The sequence below is a fragment of the Brevibacillus sp. HB1.3 genome, assembly GCF_013186635.1.
GTDB classification, from domain to species: domain Bacteria; phylum Bacillota; class Bacilli; order Brevibacillales; family Brevibacillaceae; genus Brevibacillus; species Brevibacillus brevis_D.
Map to the genome: position 1 here is coordinate 121,910 of NZ_JABMIT010000012.1, position 21,310 is coordinate 143,219.

General features: G+C 53.5%; 2 protein-coding genes. Both read right to left on the reverse strand.

All coding sequences use genetic code 11. The features are described from left to right. Nucleotides 1-15: 15 nt before the first annotated feature. The gene (locus HPY31_RS23780; RefSeq protein ID WP_172142719.1) at nucleotides 16-5,541 is read right to left on the reverse strand and encodes an SDR family NAD(P)-dependent oxidoreductase; all 5,526 of its coding nucleotides are present in this window, start codon (nucleotides 5,539-5,541) and stop codon (nucleotides 16-18) included. Nucleotides 5,542-5,565: 24 nt separating this feature from the next. Beyond that, entirely contained in the window at nucleotides 5,566-21,303 is a 15,738-nt protein-coding gene (locus tag HPY31_RS23785) for an SDR family NAD(P)-dependent oxidoreductase (RefSeq protein WP_172142720.1), read from the reverse strand. Nucleotides 21,304-21,310: the final 7 nt, after the last annotated feature.

Below are 21,310 nucleotides of genomic sequence, written 5' to 3' on the forward strand. Positions count from 1 at the left end.
GAACAGGCCCCTTTCTTATGACGTGATTTCCGATCGTCCGACAAAACGGGACACAGCTTGTGCCATCTGGTTCAACGTCGTCCAATCTGTAAAAGCCTGCATTTCCGCTTCCACCATGAAGCGTCTGTTAAGCTTGCTTAAAAGCTCGGCCAGCTGGACCGTATCCAATCCGTATTCCGCAAACTCAGCGTTCGGGTCGATTTCGTCGGGATGGACTTCCAGCAAACGGGACGCTTCCCCGATCAATTCATGCAAAATCAGTTCGGCTTGACCGGACGGCCCAACCGGTTGGCCTCGTTCTATGTTCATACCAGCAATGAGATCAGGAAGTGCAGGCAGCTCCACCATTGACCTGTAATCGCCACTGAAGCCCGGGGTGTCGAACATGACGTCTATTCGCCTCTCCGAAGCAAAGCCTGCTTCCAGGACACTCTTCGAAGCTTTAATAAATGCCATCTGCTCGATCGGACTTGCAAGCAGCGTCTCCAACGCCTCCATCGCATCGGCAGGCGTTATCGAACCGATGCCGTCATGCGCCATCCTTGCCTGGTATTCGTCCGAAGCGACAATGCCCGCACTTCCCCAGTAGCCCCAATTCATTATCTTCACCGCACACGGCCAGTCACAGGCCAAACGGATCGCGAAGGCATCCTTAAACGTGCAGCCTGCTGCATAATTGCTTTGACCGGCCCTTCTAGCGAAGGACATCATGCCTGAGAAAAACAAAACAAAATCAAGCGGCTCTCTTCGGAATATTTGCGCGAGCCGTACACTGACGTCAATCTTGGCTCCAAGCCCTGCCCGGAAGTCGTCCTCCTGCATATTAGCGAGGCTTTGGTCACGCAGGACGATTGCAGCATGAACGACACCATGAATGGCGCCGAAACGTGCTTTGATGACCTGATAAGCATGATCCAGTGCTTGGGCATCCGTTGCGTCCGCCTCTATATAGAATGGCTTTAGCTCCGTAGTGGACACCCGTTCGATTGATGCGCTGATCGACTCATCCTGTCTGCGGCGTCCAAGCCAGACGATCTGGGCCTGATAGCGGCGGATCATGTACGCCGTCCAGACTTCACCAATACCTCCGGCCCCGCCAATAACGACATAGACGCCGCCTTTCCGGTAACCGTTGTGCTGTATGCCAGAGGCGATATTTACGGGAGCCAGCCTTTGACATAGCCATTCGCTTCCCCTTAAGCACCACGTGTTTCCTTCCGTATCGGGAGGAAGCGTCAACAGCGTTTCAATGGAAGTCTCCCAACCGGGCTCCAAATCTAGTAAACGAACCTGCCAATTGGGATATTCTTTTGCAAGCGCACCTATCAGTCCATGCACACTCGCATGAACAGGATTAATCCTGTCTCCCGTGTATGCCCGCTGGGTTTGGAAGGTGAGGACATCGACACTCAGCCTTTTCCCGCCATATCCGGCGTGTAGCAGCGCCTTGATCAAGCGGAATAGCAAAAGGACACCAACCTCCTGCTTAGCAAGGAGTGAATCGTCATGAAGCAAAAATTCGGAAGGCGGCGCAAGCCAAAATAAATGATCGATGGCGCCGAATCGTGCCAGCACCATAGCGATTTGCTCGATATCATCTTCTTCGCCTACGTTGACTGTAAAGGCGTTTGGATAATGAACCAAGAGAGCATCCCGGCTTTCAGCCGTTCCTCCGATGATCACAACGCTTCGGCTGTTCGCTCCGGGGTACGCAGACCCGGATTCAACAGGCACAGGCTCCCAAACAGGTGTAAGCAAAACATGTTCAAACGCTTCCGGACGGTTGTCCGGATCGCGGATAAAACGCTGCTTCTCAGCTGCCAAGTCTGGACTAGCTTCAGCTTCGTTCCGCTTGTCGCTGCCCGGTAGCCAGTACGTTTTGCGTTCAAAAGGATAACCCGGCAAACTCACTCGCCTAGTTGGCTTGTTCTCATACATCCGGTTCCAGTCTACCTTCAGACCCTTCACCCATAATGCCCCAAGCCTGTCGACATTCCGGAGCTCGATCCACCGGTTTACACGGCTTGCAAGATCGTCATCCGCTCCGATCGAGGCCAACTGATCCTTATCTGATTTCGCATGGCCGCGGTATATCGATCCGTCATCCGACGTCTTATTCAAAAAACTTCGTAAGCGAAGGGATAACTCTTCCATCGATGCCGCTGTAAAAGCAAGCCTTTCATCCATCGCCTCGCGGCCGATCTGAAGTGTATAAGCGATCTCCGCCAATTCCGCATCCGCCAATGATCCGCTGTCCAAAGCCGAAAGCAGTCTCTCCGCCTGAATACGCAGCCGCTGCTCGTTCGCGGCCGACAGCAGAATAAGCACCTCTTCACTAGCGGATGTTTCTTTTTGGGCTTCACTCACAGGCGGAATATACTCCTCGAGAACAATATGCGCATTGGCGCCGCCTGCGCCAAAAGAAGAAATGCCCGCAATTCTCGGATACTCTTCCTCTCTGCCGTTCAGGCGAACGACGGGTCTATCCCAATCCGCCAACTCCTGCTGGACTATAAAAGGCGTGTTTTTCATCGGAATATTCGGGTTTAGCGTACTGGCATGCAAGCTCGGTACGAGCTTCCGATGCTTCATTTGCAGCACGATTTTCGTTACGCCGGCCACACCCGCCGCCGCCTCAAGATGACCAATATTCGATTTAACCGAACCGATCGCGCAGTATTGGTTATCCTGCGTATCTTGGCGGAACGCTTGCGTCAGCCCGGTAATTTCGATCGGATCGCCCAGCTTGGTGCCCGTACCGTGCGCTTCGATATAGCTTACCGTTCTGCTGTGAATGCCGGCTTTGTCGAGCGCTTGCCGGATCAGCTGTCCCTGGGCATTCGGATTTGGAACGGTGTAGCCATTAGTTTTGCCGCCATGATTCACGCTGGTGGCTCTGATTACGGCATGAATTCGGTCACCGTCCGCAATGGCTTGCGACAGCCGTTTCAGCAGCAAAACACCTACCCCTTCTCCCGGAACGAAGCCGCTGCCGCCGCTGCCGAAGCTTCTGCATTTGCCGTCGGTAGACAGCATCCCATGGGCGCTAAGCTCGATATAATTAGACGGATGAAGATATAAGTTGACACCTCCGGCGATTGCCAATTCGCATTCCCCGCGCAAAATATGTTCGCAAGCTTCATGAATAGCGGTTAACGAAGAGGAACACATCGTATCGATTGGCATGCTCGGACCATTGAAGTCAAACAAGTACGAAACTCGATTGGCCACGGAGCTAAAAGACGTAAAGGGAAGCATACGCTCTCCCTGTTTTTTGAACACAGGCCCGTATAGATTAAAACCTGTTTTCGTTATTCCGGCGAAAACGCCAACTCGGCCGCCGTACTGCGAAGCCAGATGCTCTCTCGTGCAGCCCGCATCCTCAAGCGCATGCCAGCAGCTTTCGAGAAAGATCCGTTCCTGAGGGTCCATGCAGGACGCCTCCAACGGCGATATTTTAAAGAAGAGCGGATCAAAGCATGTTGCATGCTCCAAAAATCCGCCCCACTTGCTATAGCTTTTCCCCTCAGCGACCGCAATCTCCGAATTGGGCTCATAGAAACCTTCGACCGGCCAACGCCCCCCGGGAATTTCGGTTATGCAGTCCATGCCTGCGGCAAGATTTCGCCAGAACGCGTCCAAATCTTCGGCCTGCGGATATCTGCCGCTCATTCCGATAATCGCGATCGGCTCCTTCTCTGTCGGCTGACCGCTCTTGCTGGCAATGCCGTCCGATCTGCTGACCGCTTGATCACTTTCACCGATCGGTGACAAACGGGCCGTCACACCCGAAGACGAGGCTGCCGCCGCGTTATTTTTCTCCTGTGTATCTTTCTCGGCCAGTCCAATCCAATTGAGACATTGATGCGGATACGTTGCGCTCAAATAATCGGCTACGCCTCTTAGTGTCCTGAATTCGTAAAAGAGCGTTTTGGAAAGCTCCCCGAAGTCATTCGCGAGATTGCGGTTCAACTCGGTAATCATAATCGAATCGATGCCATACGTTTCCAACGGTTCATCCGGATCAATGCTGTCTGGATTGAGCCTCGTATAGCCCGAGAACAACTGAATCAGTCGTTTCAGGGTCCGCTTGTCCAAGTTTGGATCCAGCCTGACGCCTTCGACAATCTCGGCCGAAGAGCGGCTTCGGTCATTTTCTACAAAACGGGTTAGCTTATCACCAGCACCGTAGAGTACCATGACCCGGCTCCCTCCGCTTGCAAGCGAAGCGTAAAATGCACGGATGCCGATCGTTCCCGGCATCGCCGCCATCCCGGTCTCACGTTCCAATGCTTCCTCGGCTCCAGATTCGAGCTGCATCCCGTTCGATCTCCAGAGCGGCCAGTTGATTGCGATCATTCCTGACCTGTTGCGATCCGTCTGTTGTCTCCATACGGTATAAGCATCCATAAAGCCATTCGCCGCCGCATAGTCTGCTTGGCCGACATTGCCATATACACCCGCTACGGACGAGAAGATGGCAAACACGTCCAGCTTGATATCCTTGCTAGACCTGTCCAAATGGACGAGTCCCTTCACCTTCGGACGTAGCACCTCGATAACCTGATCACGCGTTTTGCGGTACAAATATTCATCACGGATGATACCTGCCGCATGTAAAATCCCATTCAAGCCGCCATATTGATGTTGAATTGCATCGATCAATGCAGCAACTTGACGTTCTTCGCTTAGATCAACCTGCCTATATTCAACCTTAGCGCCAAGAGCCGCTATCCGTTCGATTCGGCCGGATGCTTCGTCATTCAGCGTTGCCGATCTTCCGATTAGTATAAGAACAGGCAGGCTCACCTGCCTTGCGATTTCCTCAGCAAATAACAGGCCGAGTGCGCCCGCTCCGCCTGTTATTAAATAGATGCCGCGGTCTTTCCATGGCATTCGCACCTGCTCCTGCAGGATCGTCTCCTTCTTCCATGCGGAACGGTAGCAGCGACCGTGCCGGGATTGGACAACACTTGTGCTGCCGCCCCCCCAAGCACCTGCCTCGAGCGCACCGGCAATATCTCCCTTACCATTTTTCGACCATTCGAGACATTCTACCGTGAGCTTCGGATTTTCTGCACGTGCGGTTAACAGTAAGCTGTATAATCCGACAAGCCATGGCGACTCCTCTTTATCTGCGATGAAAAGCTGCACAAGCGTTTCCCGGCCGGTGTGATTATGCAGAAGGCGCTGGAGGCGGTCGACGATTTGGAGTGTATAAGCCTCATACCTCTGCTCGATCGGCTGCTCTGAGAATTCAAGAACAAGCCATTCGGCTTTGCCTGTCATGCATTTTAATTTATCTGCGCGGACCTCGATCGACTCGCCAAATATGATCAATCGGTCCTGATTGAGCCCAGGGGAGTCCGATGGAAACTTTGCAATTTCCTCTTCGGACGGCCGAAAAAGCAGCACGCCGTAATCATCATTTGCTTCAGATGGGGCGCTCTGCTTATACTTGTTCAACATTCGAAGGGCCTCCGGCTTGGACAGGCGGCCCTCTTTGACTCCACTCAACACATCTTGCAAGAAATCTCTCATATTGACCTCCCGGTTAGAAGCCTGCTAAGACAAAGATGATAGGATTCCTTCCGCTTTCTGGACGGCGGTCTCCAACGTTATGGTTTCGTCGAGAAACTGATCTAGAAGATCACTGAAGCCGTCTTCATCCGTCTTTGCCTCTTCCCGTTGCTCCGCTTTCTTTACCCAATGGCTTTCTTTGGCAAAGGGGTATGTCGGCAATGGAATCCGCTGCTGCTCCCCTTCCAGGAACAGCTTGCGTAAGTCCAGCGGATAACCGTGAACAAACAGCTCGGCACAAGCCAGCAGATGCTCTCGTGCCAGGCCGTCGATATTATCTCGGTATGCCTGAATGCTTTGATTAACTTCGTCGATTCGCCGCTCTTCTTCATCCCGCACCCCGACAGGCTGCAGCTCTGCTTGGACAACGTCTTGCGCATGGCCATTATCCAACCATTCGCCAAGCCGTTCGAGTAGCTCATGCCTGGAGGCGGCGACGCATGCAAGTCGGTGCTTCAATTGCTTACGTCCTGTCAGCAGCGTAAAGCTGACAGCGGCGCAGTCCAACTGGGGGGAGTTTCTGCAGTGCGCAGCAAGTTTTTCAACCTGTTGGCGCAGCTGTACCGCGGTCCGTCCCGACAGCACGAACAAGTATGCGGATCTCGCCTCCCGTCTGCGAACCTGCTGAGGAGCTTCCTCAAGAACAAGATGCGCATTCGTTCCACTAAATCCGAATGAGCTGATGGCCGCCATTCGTTTCGTTCCTTCGCCAAGTGTCCAATTCCTAAGCTCCGTATTGATGTAAAAGGGACTATTTTCGAAAGCAATGCTTGTGTTGCCCTTTTCAAAATGGAGGGAAGGCGGCAGCTTTTTGTGACGCAATGACAGAATAACTTTCAAAAAGCCCGCAATGCCTGCGGCAGCAGCCGGATGGCCAAGATTCGATTTAATCGAACCGACCGCGCAATAGCGGTTATCGTCCGTGTAATGTCGGAACGCCCGGGTCAAGGCCTGAAACTCGATCGGATCTCCCAGCTTCGTTCCCGTTCCATGCGCCTCCACCAACTGAATATGGCGCGGATTGATGCTGAAGGTATCATACACATGCCGCAGCAGGCGCTCCTGTGAATTCGCACTTGGTGCCGTAATGCCGTTTGTCGTGCCGTCCTGATTGATGCCGCTGCCGCGGATCACGCCATAAATATGATCGCCATCGGCAAGCGCGTCCTTCAAACGTTTGAGGACAACCGCACCGGCGCCTTCTCCCGGCACGAAGCCGTCAGCCCTTTCGTCAAAAGCATGGCATCGGCCGGTAGGAGAAAGCATACCGGCACGATTGGAGACCGTATAAAATTCAGGCGTTGATTGGATGAATACGCCGCCCGCGAGTGCCATGTCCGTTTCCCTTGTCCACAGGCTTTGACAGGCCAGATGAATCGCAACCAGCGAACTGGAGCAGGCTGTATCCACCGTTACCGCAGGCCCCTGCAGGTTCAGGTAATAAGCGATGCGTGCAGGTATGACGGATCCTGCATTGCCCCAGAACGCTTGAGCCGGCGCTTCGTCTCCAAACAATCTCGCGTAATCGCTGCCGCAGCTACCGACATAGACACCGCATCGTCGCGTATGCTCTCCCGGTCCCGCATATCCAGCATCCTCCAGCGCTTTCCACGATTCCTCGAGAAAGATGCGCTGCTGAGGATCCATGTAATCGGCTTCCACGCCAGTGATGTTAAAGAAAAGCGGATCGAAGCAATCAATTGAGCTTAGAAAGCTTCCATGGCGGCAGCTTTTGACCCCTTCCGGATCCGAGCTGCTCCTACGGAGTTCCCAGCGCGTCACTTCTTCTACCAGATCGGTCCCTGCCTCAAGATGTGACCATAGCTCCTTCACCGAATCCGAACGAGCAAAACGGCCGCTTATCCCGACAATGGCCACCGGTTCTAAACGCGTTGGAACCTGTGGCATGCTTGCATTCTCTATAGCAGAAGAACTGACTTCGGGTTCGGACAGGTAATCGCCGCCGGGTATACGCACCACAATCTTGCCGATATTTTTCCGGTTCTCCAACTGACGATAGGCTTCTTTAAAATCAGAGAGACCATAAACGCCGCCGATTGTCGGCCGTATGACTCCTTGCCTAATCAGAGCTGTCAACTCGTCCCAATAAGCCTGTATCGCAGCCGGTTGTTCGGCTGACAACGCTCTTAAGTCAACGGAATGGAACGCTCTGTTCTCGTTCAACAGCGACAAGTCGATGCTCCGCGCGGACTTCAACGCGGTTAAGGCGAGCTCAATATACCGGCCTCCCGGCGCCAAACACCGGAATCCTTTCGACATCGCGTCCCCGGACAGTGTGTTCACAACGATTTGTACTCCTTGTCCGTCCGTAAGCCTCTTGAGCTCCTGCTCGAAATCGTCTTCCCTGTAATTAATGAGCTTTGAAACACCAATACCTGCAAGATAGTCCAATTTTTCCTTGGATCCTGCGGTAGCGTAAATTTCCGCGCCGTAATGGCGGGCTAGCTGTACGGCCATCAAGCCGATTCCTCCCGCCGCCGTCTGAACAAGCACCTTGTCGCCGGGTTTGACTGCCGTTTTGCGAAAGGCGTCCATCATCGTAAGACCGACTGCCGGCAGCGAACAAGCTTCTTCGAAGGACAGAAAGTCAGGCTTTGGAAGAAGCGACTGCTCCGGGCATACGATGTAGGTCGATTGCCCGCCTATATTCTCCCCTCCGATCACAACCACTTGATCACCACGCCGGACGGAGGTCACCGCTCTCCCTGTATCGATGACAACACCACTTGCCTCAAAGCCAGGCGTAAAAGGAAAAGGCGGCATCACTGGATACAGACCTTTGGCGCAAAGCAGATCGCCGAAGTTCAATGAAAAGGCGCGTACCTCAACCAGCACATCATGCTCCGTCAGCGACGGCACTGCCGATTGTTTCAATTGAAGCTCGTCGATACCGCCGGGGCGTTCAACGACTATATGATGGCGTACCCGCGGCTTCTGACTCTTATCCGCAAGTTCGAAGGTAACTACATCTTCTGCGACTCGATACCCGTCCTCCGACTCCCCAGACGCCGGGGCCCGTTTTTCAGCCATAACCTGCGGCGGGGATTGGACAGCGTTTTTATCCGACTGCCGGTACTTGCTCAGCAGTTCCTGCCGATGCTCGCGAAGCAGCCAATCGGATAGCCGCTCGACGCTGTTATAGTCAAAAATGATCGTCGTCTGCAGCTGCGTCCCGCAGTGCTCATTCATGATGTTAATGAGGTTGACCGCAATGATGGAATCGACGCCGTAATCTGAGAAGCTCCGATCGTCCTGGATTCGGCCTGCATCGATTTGCAGTGCATCCGCCACCGCTGTTCGAATAACGGTTTGGATAAACGAACCGAGTGCCCGATCCGAAACGTCACCGGCACCGTCTGTGCCGTTTGTTCCGCTTGTGGACGGGCTCATCGGGAGTGGCTCCTGCTCCTGGAAATCCGAAGGGACGCTCGCGCAACCGCTTAGGTACTGCCGGTACACGCCGTCGCTCTCCGCTGCAATGACAGCGGCCCCGAGAAAATGACCTTTCCTTGCCGGATAGAAGATGCTTCGGAAACCTTCCTCCGCCAAAAGCCGCTGCCACATTTCCGTAGTTAGCACCGGACTGCCGGGAATGCGTACTTCGGCATCCTCATGCAGCCACCAGCCTTCCAATAACCCGAAAGTCACGTGCATGAACAGGCGGTTTGCATGGATCTCGTTAATCAGCAATAACCCGCCCGGGCGAAGTGCTGCCTTTGCATGACGCAACGTACGGCTTATCCGTGCAGTGGCATGGAGCACATTCGTTGCTATGACAAGATCGAAGCTTCCTTCTTCAATCCCTTGCTCGGCTAGCGGACGTTCAATATCGACCATTTTGCAGGATAAGTAAGGAGCCTGCGCCCCATACGTCTGCTTTCCGTGAATCAGAAACGCCTTGGATAAATCCGTGTAAAGGTAGTCGGCCATGTGGGATTGATACGGTTCTAGCCGTTTGAGTACAACCGCACTCGTCCCTCCCGTACCTGCTCCGATCTCCAGGATCCTTATCTTAGACGACTTGTCCAGCGCCAAGCGTTCCTGCACATAAGCCGCCGCCGTATCCGCAAGTGCTTCATTGAAAAAATCAGCCATCAGATTGTTTTTGTAAACAGACTCTACCAATCCGAAGGAACCGTTCGGGAAAATAACATCCGTTGCCGGTAATTCCCCGACCAAAATGCGCTGGAGGGCGTGCAACGTTTTTTCTGCCAACTCGGCTTGTGTATTCATATTGTCGTTGCTCTTCCATTCGCTTCTCGTCTGGTACCATTGATGCCACTCGCCATCCAGGTCCAGAGGGCGTGTGTCTAATATGCGCACCGTGCCGTTCTCGAGCCGAACATAACCGGCCCGTTCGAAGGCGGCTATGGTTTCTTGATGCCATCTGTAGTAGGCCGGCAGCATCCCGGACGTACCGTCTTCCACACTGCTAAGCCAGCCGCGTTCTCTGTAGATCGCCCACATCAATTTGCAAATGGCAGCGTCCAGCAACGCCATGGGGTGCCCCATATCGGATTGTATACGCTCAAGCCGCGAATCATCTGCATCCTGCATACGGTTTCGAATTCCCGGAAGCAGTGAGCTGCGGTCAGCCTGCATAACTAGACGCTCATCATGCAGCAATCCTGCAAGCGGCACCGGCTTTGTCATCTTCAGCATCACCAGTTGGTCCAATGATCCTCCAAGCAGCAATTCCAACGCTGCCATTGCCTCGTCTGGTTCAATAGAAGCGACGCCAAGCGAGGCCATTTTCTTCCGATACTCCTCCGAGGCAACGACGCCTACGCTTCCCCAATAGCCCCAATTCATTACCTTGACCGGGAAGGGTAGCTCCTTGCCAAGCCGGTGGGCAAAAGCATCCTTGAAGGTACAGCCGGAAGCATAATTACTTTGACCGGCTGGCTTGGTATACGAATTAATGGAAGAAAAGAACAGCATAAAATCAAGCTGCTCAGTCGCAAATACTTGTGCCATCCGAGCGCTGATATCCACTTTCGCTGACAGCGCCGCGCGGAAGCGTGCTTCATCCATGTTTGCTAAGCTTTGATCCAGCAGGACGATAGCGGAATGGATGACGCCATGGATTGCGCCATAACGTGACTTCACTTCGTCGACAGACCGCTGTAAAGACTGTTTGTCTTTGGCATCGGCCGAAATATACCACGGCTCTATCCCATAAGCCGCACCCAATCGATCAATCTTATGCTGAATGGTTTCATCCAGCGGTTTGCGGCCAATCCAAACAACTCGTCCTCTATATTGGCGGATCATATATTCAGTCCACGCCTCGCCGATCCCGCCAGCACCGCCGATGACGACATAAACGCCGCCTTGACGGTAAAGGCGTTGCTTCGGTATAGATGCGGCCACCGGAAGCATTCGTTGACGATACCATCGGTTATCCCGACAAGCCCATACGTGACCTTCCGGGTCTGCAGGCAGACGGAACCATTGATCAAACGAAAGGCTGCCGCCTGCTTCCAAATCGACAACCCGTATCGCCCATAGCGGATATTCCTTGGCGATCGCGCCGGCCAATCCGTGTACGCTGGCAGCGGAAGAACGCACGGCGTCATCGCGTTGGACCGAAACGGCTTGCTGGGTGATGAAGCTCAAGGCGATACGCTTGCTCCCATAACCCATCGCCAATAAGGCCTTGACGAGTCGAAACACATGAAGGACGCCCTTTTCCTGTTCTTCGATGGGAGCATCCGAAGCGGCAACTCCGACCGGTTCCCGTGCCGCAATCCACAACAGATGCTCGAATTCGCCGCACGCCCTTAACTTGTGGGCCATCTCCTCGATCGTATCTGAAGCCTTCAAGATGATGCTCGGCGCTGCCGGCCACTCATGCTGATTTTCACGAACGGCCGCGCTTTCGTCCTCCGCAATGATTACGGTCCGGTTCGGCGGCTGGACGCCGCTTGTTTCTACTTCCACCTCGTCCCAGACGTAAGTCAGCAAATCCGACAAGTTCTGGTCAGACTTCCCGGAAGCATAAGCCGTGTTCGACGAAATCGCGTTATCCGTCGTGCTCCGATCCGTCAATCGGGACGAAAATCCCTTTATTGCCACGCATACGGTCCCTTGTTCATCACACAGATCGATATCAAGCTTATGAATGTGACCGTCTGCAGCCTCGCCGCTTGTTGGCCGCAGCCAAGCCCACATAACCGTTGCGCAGCGGTCAAACAGCTCAAGCTCATCGATTGCAAACGGGAGCTTCATCTTATTCTCTTCCGTCCTGTCCATAAAGACAACTGCCGCTTGCAGGGCGGAGTCCATCATGCTTGGGTGCATCGTGTAGCGATCCTTCGTGCTTTGGACGCTCGCGGGGAGCAAGAGCTTGGCGAGTACGCCCTCCGGCCCTGTGTAAACCTCGTCCAATCCACTTTGGCCGGAACCGTATTGAATACCCATTCGTTCAAATGCCTCGTAGCAGCTCTGAACGGACCGCTTCTGCGTCAGCGTAGTTTTCAACGATTCCAGCGACACCACAGGTCGTTCCCGCATCTCGAAAAATTCTCCTGCCCCTTGACAATGGAGAACGCTCTCTTCCTCGATTTGGCTCGTAACCCGGTAGCTGACGTCTCCGTTTTGTTCCTGCTTCACCCCAATCCGAACGTCCAGAGGCTTGGCAGCCACAATCATAGGCCGTGCCCAAACGACTCGTTTCAGACGGATCCCGAAACTGCTCTCCCGCTCGCCACCCGCCATCATCCGAATCGCGGCTTGAGCCATCTCCAAATAGGCGACACCGGGCATAACCGGTTCGCCGTTCACGACGTGATCCCTGATGAAGAATTCCTCACCTGTAAAGGTCGAGCTGTATTTCATGCCCTGGAAATCTGATGTATTTCTTTGTACCAATGGGTGGAGTACGGCTTGCTTTGTCGCATCACTTTCCGTCTGCGCATCCGCATGCGGTTTGACTTCCGGCACCCAATACCGTTCATCGGCAAAAGGATAGGTAGGCAGCGGAATTTTGAAATTCCTTCCCTTCGCGAATAGCTCGTGATAATCAAGCTCATAACCTTGTACGTAAAGTTCGGCTATCGATGACAAACGTTCCATATAGTCTGCTGCGCCGTCCGCATGCTGCAGCTCGCGAATGCATTGGTTTCCATACCGTTTCAAAGCAAGCTGCTGCCGCACTCCATTGGCGTCTAGCTCGGACTGGAATATCCGCGGCGTGGCCTCACTGCCGATCCACGAAGACAGCAAGGACGCTAATTCACGGGTATCACGGACGACAAGCGCCAGTCTGTGATGGAAGTGTTTCCGCCCTGTAAGCAGCGTAAAGCTTATGCTGCCGCAATCTGCACCAGTATTGGTTAAACTGTAATCCAGAAGCTGTTCCGCTTGTCGGCGAAGCTGATCCTGCGTACAAGCCGACAAGACGATCAGGTAGCCCTGTCGTTTGACGGACTTACGCTCGATTGCAGGGGCTTCTTCAACAACAAGATGCGCGTTCGTCCCGCTGAACCCGAACGAGCTGACGGCTGCGCGGCGCCTGCTTTCTGCCTCTGCCTCCCAGCTCCTCAGCTCGGTATTGACATAAAACGGACTTTCTTTAAAGTCAATGCCGGGGTTGCCGTTTCTAAAATGCAAGGACGGTGGCAGCTGCTTATATTTGAGCGCCAGCAGTACCTTGAGCAAGCCGGCAATACCCGCAGCGGCTGCGGCATGGCCCATATTGGTCTTGACGGAGCCGATGGCGCAGTACTCTCGCCGCTCCGTATAATGGCGAAACGCATGCGTCAGTGCTTGATATTCGATCGGATCGCCCAATCTCGTGCCGGTTCCGTGTGCTTCGACCAGCTGTATACTTTCTGGATCAATGTCGAATGAATCGTAAACATCCCGTTCGAGACGCTCCTGGGATAACGCACTTGGAGCCGTAAGCCCGTTCGTTGTACCATCCTGGTTTATGCCTGAGCCTATGATGACGCCGTAGATGTTATCACCGTCGGCCTGGGCGTCACGGAGCCGCTTCAGAACGACAGTTCCCACACCTTCACCGGGTACAAAGCCATCTGCCCGTTCATCGAAAGTGTGGCACCGTCCCGTCGCGGACAGCATACCCGCTTGATTAGCGCTCTCATAAAAGCTTGGTGTCGACTGAATAAAAACACCGCCGGCCAGTGCCAATTCCGTTTCCCCGGACCTTAAGCTCTGGCAGGCCATGTGGACAGCAACAAGCGAGCTGGAGCACGCGGTGTCGATGGTTACAGCCGGTCCGTGCAAGTTAAGATAATAGGCGATTCGTGCAGGAATGACCGAACTGGCATTGCCCCAAAACGCAGGTGCCGGCGCCTCCTTACCCATCAGTCGGGCATAGTCGCTTCCGCTGCTGCCGACAAACACGCCGCATTTTCGCCCATCCATTCCCGCTCCTGCATAACCGGCATCTTCAAGCGCTTTCCACGCTTCCTCTAGAAATAAACGCTGTTGAGGATCCATATAATTCGCTTCGTAACCCGAAATGTTAAAGAAAACTGGGTCGAAACGGTCGATCGCATCGACATAGCTACCTTTTGAACAGAAACTACTTTTCCCTGCCTTGTATGGGCTAAGATCCCAGCGGCTTGCCTCCTCGATCAAATCGATCCCGTTTGCCAGATTGGCCCAAAATTCCTCCAGCGTTTCCGACTTGGCAAACCTGCCGCTCATCCCGATCACGGCAATGGGCTCCGGATCCCGGCCTTTTTCCCCGCTGTGCGGCGCTCTTGGCAGTTCCGCATTGTCCAATTGCTTGACTAAAGTCGCCGTTTCTTGATATCGATAAGGCTCTGTAACCGTAACGACGAGCTTTCCGATGGCCGTCCGATCCTCAATAGACCGGTAAGCATCCGCCACCCGCTCAAACGGGATAATCCCATCAATGACAGGGCTTATCGTTCCTGCTTTGACAAGCGCAAGCATCTCTTCGACATAACCGCGCAGCTCGGCTGGGTTCTCGTTAGCAAGCTTTCTTGAATTGATGCTATAAAAGGTCTGATTCTCATCTAGCGCTGATAAATCGATCGTCTTCGCGGTTTTGAGTGCCGTCATCGCGAGCTCGATATAACGGCCACCTCGCGCCAGACAGTTGATTCCTTTCTGGATGGCGTCCCCGGGAAGCGTATTGATAATGACATCAATTCCATTACCGCCGGTCAGCCTGTCGATCTCTTTCTCGAAATCGGTCTCCCTGTAATTGATCCTATAGTTCACACCGAACGTTTCCAAAAATTCAAGCTTACGGTTGGATCCAGCTGTAACATATATTTCCGCACCATAATGACGCGCAAGCTGTACCGCGATAAGTCCTGTTCCGCTTGCCGCGGTATGGATGAGAATTTTCTCGCCTTTCTTGAGATCCGCTTTACGGAAAGCATTGATCATCGTCATGGCGGCAGCCGGAATGGTGCAAGCCTGCTCAAACGTGAGGTAATCCGGCTTCTTGAACAGCTGGTCTTCCCGGCAGGTGATCATGGTGGAATGTCCGCCGAAAGAAGCACCGAGCGCCACAATTACTTCATCGCCCGTGCGAACGGTCGAAACGTCGGCACCGGAGGCTATAACAACCCCACTTGCTTCAAAGCCCGGTGTGAACGGGTATGCTGGCATGGTTGGGTATAGACCCTTCAAGCAGAGAAGATCGCCGAAATTCAGTGCAAAGGCACGGACGGCGATGCGAACCTCATCGGATCTCATCTCCGGAACGCCGGATTGTGCAATCCGCAGCGAATCAATTCCCCCGGGGCGCTCGATCACGACATGGTGATACGTCGGCTCTTCCGCAGAAAGGGGAGCACTCTGACGCTCACTGACTGCAGGCGCCGGCGATCCTGCCGGTTGCGATAGAAAGCGATTGCTCAACGCAGGCATGCTAAGGCTGCTTTGAACGGGCTGCTTTGCCGATGCCTGCAGGGCTCGTGCGCTCTCTTCCTCTCTGTCGGCAGCTGGTTCGCTCCGCTTGAGAAGAACGGTTATTTGATCCGTATGCTCCTTGATCAAAAACGCACATAACCGCTTCACGTTATTGTAATCAAACAGCACCGTTGTCTTGAGAATAAGGCCGAAGTGATGATTCAGGCTGTTCACGAGACTGACTGCCACGATGGAATCTACGCCGTATTCGGAGAAGCTTTTCTCATCCTGAATACGCTTCTCGTCCATTTTCAAGGCTTGCGCGACATATTCCCGTATCGTCTTCTTGACATAATCTTCAATCCACTGTTCTTCCATATGTTCACCGCTTCGGTCCGTATTGGTTAGGTCATGAAGCCGCTCGTGCCGTTCTCCGGTCGCAAGCCGCTCTGGTTGATCTAATATGCCGTCGCTCAACGCGGCGATAATATGCTGGTCCCATGAAAGTCGACCATCAGAAGGAATCATGATCCCGTGAAAGCCTGTCTGGGCAAGCAGGGACTGCCAAACCGGCACATGCAGGCCCGGACATCCCGGAATTCGAAGCTCCGGATCTTCATAACGCCACCAGCCCTCCAGCAGACCGAATGTCACATGATTGAACACCGTGTTGCCGGTAAGCTCGTTTAACAGAAGCAGTCCGTTTGCGCGCAGTGCGGATTTGACATGATACAGCGTCTTTTTTATATTGCGGGTCGCATGAAGCACATTGGCCGCAATCACGATATCGAAGCTGCCCTTCGCAATTCCCTGCCCTTCCAACGCTTGTTCGACATCGAATAAATGGAAGGAAAGGTACGGATATTCTTTGCCATACTTCTGTTCCGCATGGAGCAAGAATGATTTGGATACATCCGTGTAGCTAAAATCGATGATATGCGCTTCATAAGGCTTCAACCTCCGAAGCACCGCCTCGCTCGTTCCGCCGCTTCCGGCGCCAATTTCCAAAATCCGTATTTTCGCATTCGGATCAAGCGCAATCCGTTCACGCACGTAATTCGCCGCCGTATCCGCGAGCAGGTCGTTATAAAAGTCGGCTACGCGGTTATTTTTATAAATGCCCTCCACCAGCGCCGCGGACGAACCCGGGAACATGACATCCGTCGGCCTAACGCCATCGGAGAGAATCTCGGAAAGCGCGCGCATCGTCGCCTGCACAAGGGAAGCTTGTGCAAAGACATCGTCATGATCCAGCCATTTGTTCTTGTTCGCTTCCCATTCCGCCCAGGCTTGCCCGAGAGTTACTGGCTCTTGAGCCGGGGCGTAAACGCCGCCTGCCTCCGGCATTAAATAGCCGCTGCGGACCAGCATTGCGACGCTTTCTTGAAACCATCTCCGATAGGAGCTCAGCAATTCCGTGTCCGGGGGTATGTAACCTCCGAAGGCTGATAAAGAGGCCACCCATCCTGCTTCGCAAAAATAAGCCCAAAGCATCCGACACAGCGTGTGGTTCATATCGTTTATTCGATCGATTGCTTCCGACACGTTGGCTTTATCCTGCGCCGTCTCTTCATCGCCACCCAAAATTCGCGATACTCCTCCGGATCCGCTAAGATACTCCGCTATTGTATTGATTGTCATCGTCTTAAACGCGGGCAATTCGTATGGCCGTAATTCAAGCTGACAAGCTTCGAACAGCTGATGAGCCCATTCATTCAGCTTGATCGGGTCCATACCGTATTCCTCCATCTCGGCGTCCGGATCAATCTCGTCTTCTTTCACGCCTAAAATGGAGGCCGCAGCTCTTATCAAAACTGGCCGCAGCTGAACGGTCGTACGGCTTTCAGCGGAACATGCTTGAAGCGCAAGTTCTCGTTTTGCGATCAACGCCCGAGTTACAAGACCTGTTATCCGAATACAGATGCGGCCTTGGTCATCACATAAGTCGATATCGAATGTGAGATCCCGGACCTTACCATTGCCTTCCTCCGTGACGCTCCGGATATAAGCCCACATCGATGGCGTGCATCCTCGGAACACCTCAAGTGACGTCAACGCAAACGGCATCGCAAGCGGTGCTTGCCCGTATTCTACTGCAGCCAAACCGATGCAAGCTTGCAAGGCTCCATCCATCATGCTAGGGTGCAGCAAAAAGTCATCCCTTGTTTCCACAATCAATGAAGGCATCGACAACTGCGCAAGCAGCTGCCCGTCGCCGATATAAATCACGGATACCGAGCGATGCGAGGGACCGTAATGAATGCCCATTCCCTCGAACGCTTCGTAGCATTGCCCACTCGATAACTGGCGTCGCGAGCATTGCTTCCGAATCTCATGGTAATCTAAAACGGGCGGCTCAGCTGCTTCTACAACCAGCACGGTTCCTTGACTGTGCACGTTCTCCCCAGCTTGTTCCTCCGGTGCCCCGGTATAAATCCGATAATCAATTGTCCCGTTGTCGCTTGGCTTCAAGGTGATGTGCGCATGTACAGGTTCATCGCCTACATGGATCGGCTGCGCCCATACTACCTGTTGCAATCGGACGGATACCTCCGGCAGCGACTTACCGATGGATAGGACAACCGCTGCTCGGGCCATCTCCAAATAAGCGACTCCCGGAAGAATACGCCTACCTTCAACCCGGTGGTCTTCCAAATAAAATTCAGTTCCTTCAAACCGCGAGCTGAAGCGCTGTACGGTGAAATCCGACGTATTGCGGTGCAGCAGTGGATGAAGCGGATCAGCACCTGCTGCCGTTTCGGTGCTTCTCATATCTGGGATCCAGTATCTCTCCTTGGCGAACGGATACGTCGGGAGCGTGATCGGACGAGGCTTTAGCGCATCGTATCTGCGATTCCAATCATAGACACCGCCCTGAACCCACCGTTCAAGTACCTTCGATACTTCCTCGTGCTCGAGTATTTCGAGCTTGCTTCCCCTGCTACCGGACCCAACACTTCCCTTGTACAGCAGTGGAATTCCTTCGCGGCCATCCAAATATGCGGAGAGCTTATAGTGAAGCTCCTCCACCGATTCAACGGCAACGGCCAACCGTTCTTCATGCTCTTCCCTGCCGGTCTGCAGCGTATAAGCAATCTGCGCCAATTCCGCTTCGCTATTTTTCGATTTGCTCATCCACTCGACGAACTGGCGAACCTGCTCACGCAGCCGTTCTTCATTTTTGGCCGACCATATCAGCACATAAGGAGTTCCTATTTCCAGAGCGGCTGATGCTTCTTCCACATATTCTTCGATGACGACATGGGCATAGGAGCCCGAAAAGCCGAAGGAGCTGACACCCGCCCGTCTCGGAAGTCCGTCCCTTGTGTCCCAGTATTGATTCTCCCGGTTTATATAAAGCGCCGAGTCTTCTAGTTGAATGTAAGAGTTTATTTGATTAAGCTTTGGCATTGCCGGTATTTGCCGATGCCTCATCTGTTGGATGACTTTGATGACGCCAGCGATTCCCGCAGCACCTTCCGTGTGGCCGATATTCGACTTCACGGAACCGACCGCGCAGAACTGCTTCTTGTCGGTGAAACGCTCAAACGCTTTCTTCAAGCTGCTTATTTCGATCGGGTCCCCGAGTGCCGTACCGGTGCCATGCGCTTCGATATAACCGATCGATTCCGGCTCAATCCCCGCATCCTCCCAAGCTTTCGCAATGACATGTTCCTCGCCCTCGATACTTGGTGCCGTGAGGGACGGCGTATGTCCTCCATGCAGCGCAGCTGAACCTTTTATGACGCCGTAGATACGGTTGCCGTCTTTCTTCGCTTGCGACAGCGGTTTAAGCAGCATGCTGGCGATCGCCTCTCCTGGTACATACCCGTCGGCGGCTGCGTCGAACGTATGGCAGCGGCCAGTGGGAGATAAGGCGCCGATACTACTGAAATACCGGTAGTGCCAGGACGACAACAGCAGATTGACGCCGCCGACAAAGGCCATCTTACACTCCCCATTTTGCAAGGAACGGCAAGCCGTATGTAAAGCGAATAAAGACGAGGAGCAAGCTGTATCTATTGCCATGCTCGGGCCTTTCAAATCAAAGATGAACGATACCCGATTAGCGACGACGGTCTGCGCATTGCCTGTCCCCATATGAGGATCGACGGGGAGATTTAATTCCGCGATTCGGTCCGCGTAATCATGAACACACACCCCGACAAATACTCCCGTGCTGCTTCCCGCTAATTGCTTCACAACGCCTGCATCCTCCGCGGTTGCGTAGACGCTTTGCAGCAACAGACGGATTTGTGGATCCATCCATTCGGCTTCTCTTGGCGATATGTTAAAAAATTCCGCATCGAACTTATCGACGTCATCGATAAAGCTGCCCCATTTGCAATACGTCTTATCCTTGGCCCGGCGGTCTTCGTCGAACCAAGGCCGGAAATCCCAATGGTCGGGCGGAATCTCTTTGATCAAATCCTTCCGGGATACGATATTTTCCCAAAACGTTTCGATATCGGACGATTCTGCAAATAATGCGTCCATCCCAATGATTGCGATATCTTCATAGTCGACGTCGTTTCCTGCGATCTGGCCGGAGGTCGACGAATGAGTCTTCGGCTTTGCTTCCGCAATCGGTGCAGATGTCGTTCCCAGCAGCTTCTGAAAGGCCTCCCTATGCTCCTTGCCAAAATAGGACGCAAGCTCCTCAATGCTTGGGTACTCGAAGAACAAGGTCGGATAGAGCTCGGAGCCGATTTCCTGTCCAATAACGCCGGTAAGTGCAATAAGCTGGGCGGAGTTTAGACCAAGCTCCATTAAATTCGCCGTAATGCTGCAAGACTTTAACCGGCCATCGGTGACCGTCTCCACCTGACGCACTAAATAGCCGATGATGCACTCTTCCAGAGCCTCGATTCCGCCTTCAGCGGAATCATGCGTCGCAATCTCTTCACGTGGGATTGCTGACAGACGGAGGCGCTTGATCGAGCATTCCGTCAGCTCCGCCGCCACTATGCCGGAGTTTTCAATCAGCTCTGCATCGAAGACGATCATTTCGTCTGATTCTTTTAAATGATGGATATGGATCCAGCATTGGTGCAATCGTTCGGTTTTATGGAAGAGCACATCCTTGACTGCAAACGGCAAATAACCGTCCCAACCGGTCGCCTTATTCAAAAGGGGGACGACCGAGAGAAACGCACTGTTCAAATGCAGAGGATGAATACTCGATTCAGATTCCTCGGAAGCCGATTCATCGGTCAGTTCAGCCCGGACAAGAATATAGTCCTGTCCTTTGTATACACGCTGAATGGTTTTGAAGCTTGGCCCTAATTCAACGGTTCGATTGATCTCATAGATCCGATCCAACTGCTCATACAGTTCGGCTGATGCCTGTAGCTCGGCCAGATCCAAAACCCGGTTGCTTACCTGCCCTACAACAAGCTCGCCTTTAGCGGTGAGCTGTCTGTCCTCGGAGGAGAGGTTCCCATACACGGTCTCGAAGCCCGCGGCTTCATAGCTGTCCTTCCCGAGCTTCATCTCGACGATCACCGGCTGCGCAGGATCGACTTTTATAGGGCTGATGAAGGAAAGATTCCGTATTCGGCCGCAGCGTTCCCTCTCATAGAGGGCAAAATAAGCCTCCATGGCCATTGAAGCATGAGCGACGCCTATGATAACCGGTTGGCCGCCGACTTTGTGGTCACGTAGAAGCGTCTCATCGTAATGATAGGTTCTCGTCCACCGGCGGTTGGCCACTTCGAAAGCAGGCCGTTGCGGAATCTGGCTCGCAAGCCGCTGGGCTTCCCGGACTTCCTGAAGCGCCTGCTCGACCTCCAGATTGCCGTTTTGTACCCGTTCAAGAAGACGTTCCAATTCTTCCTTTTTCATGTCCATC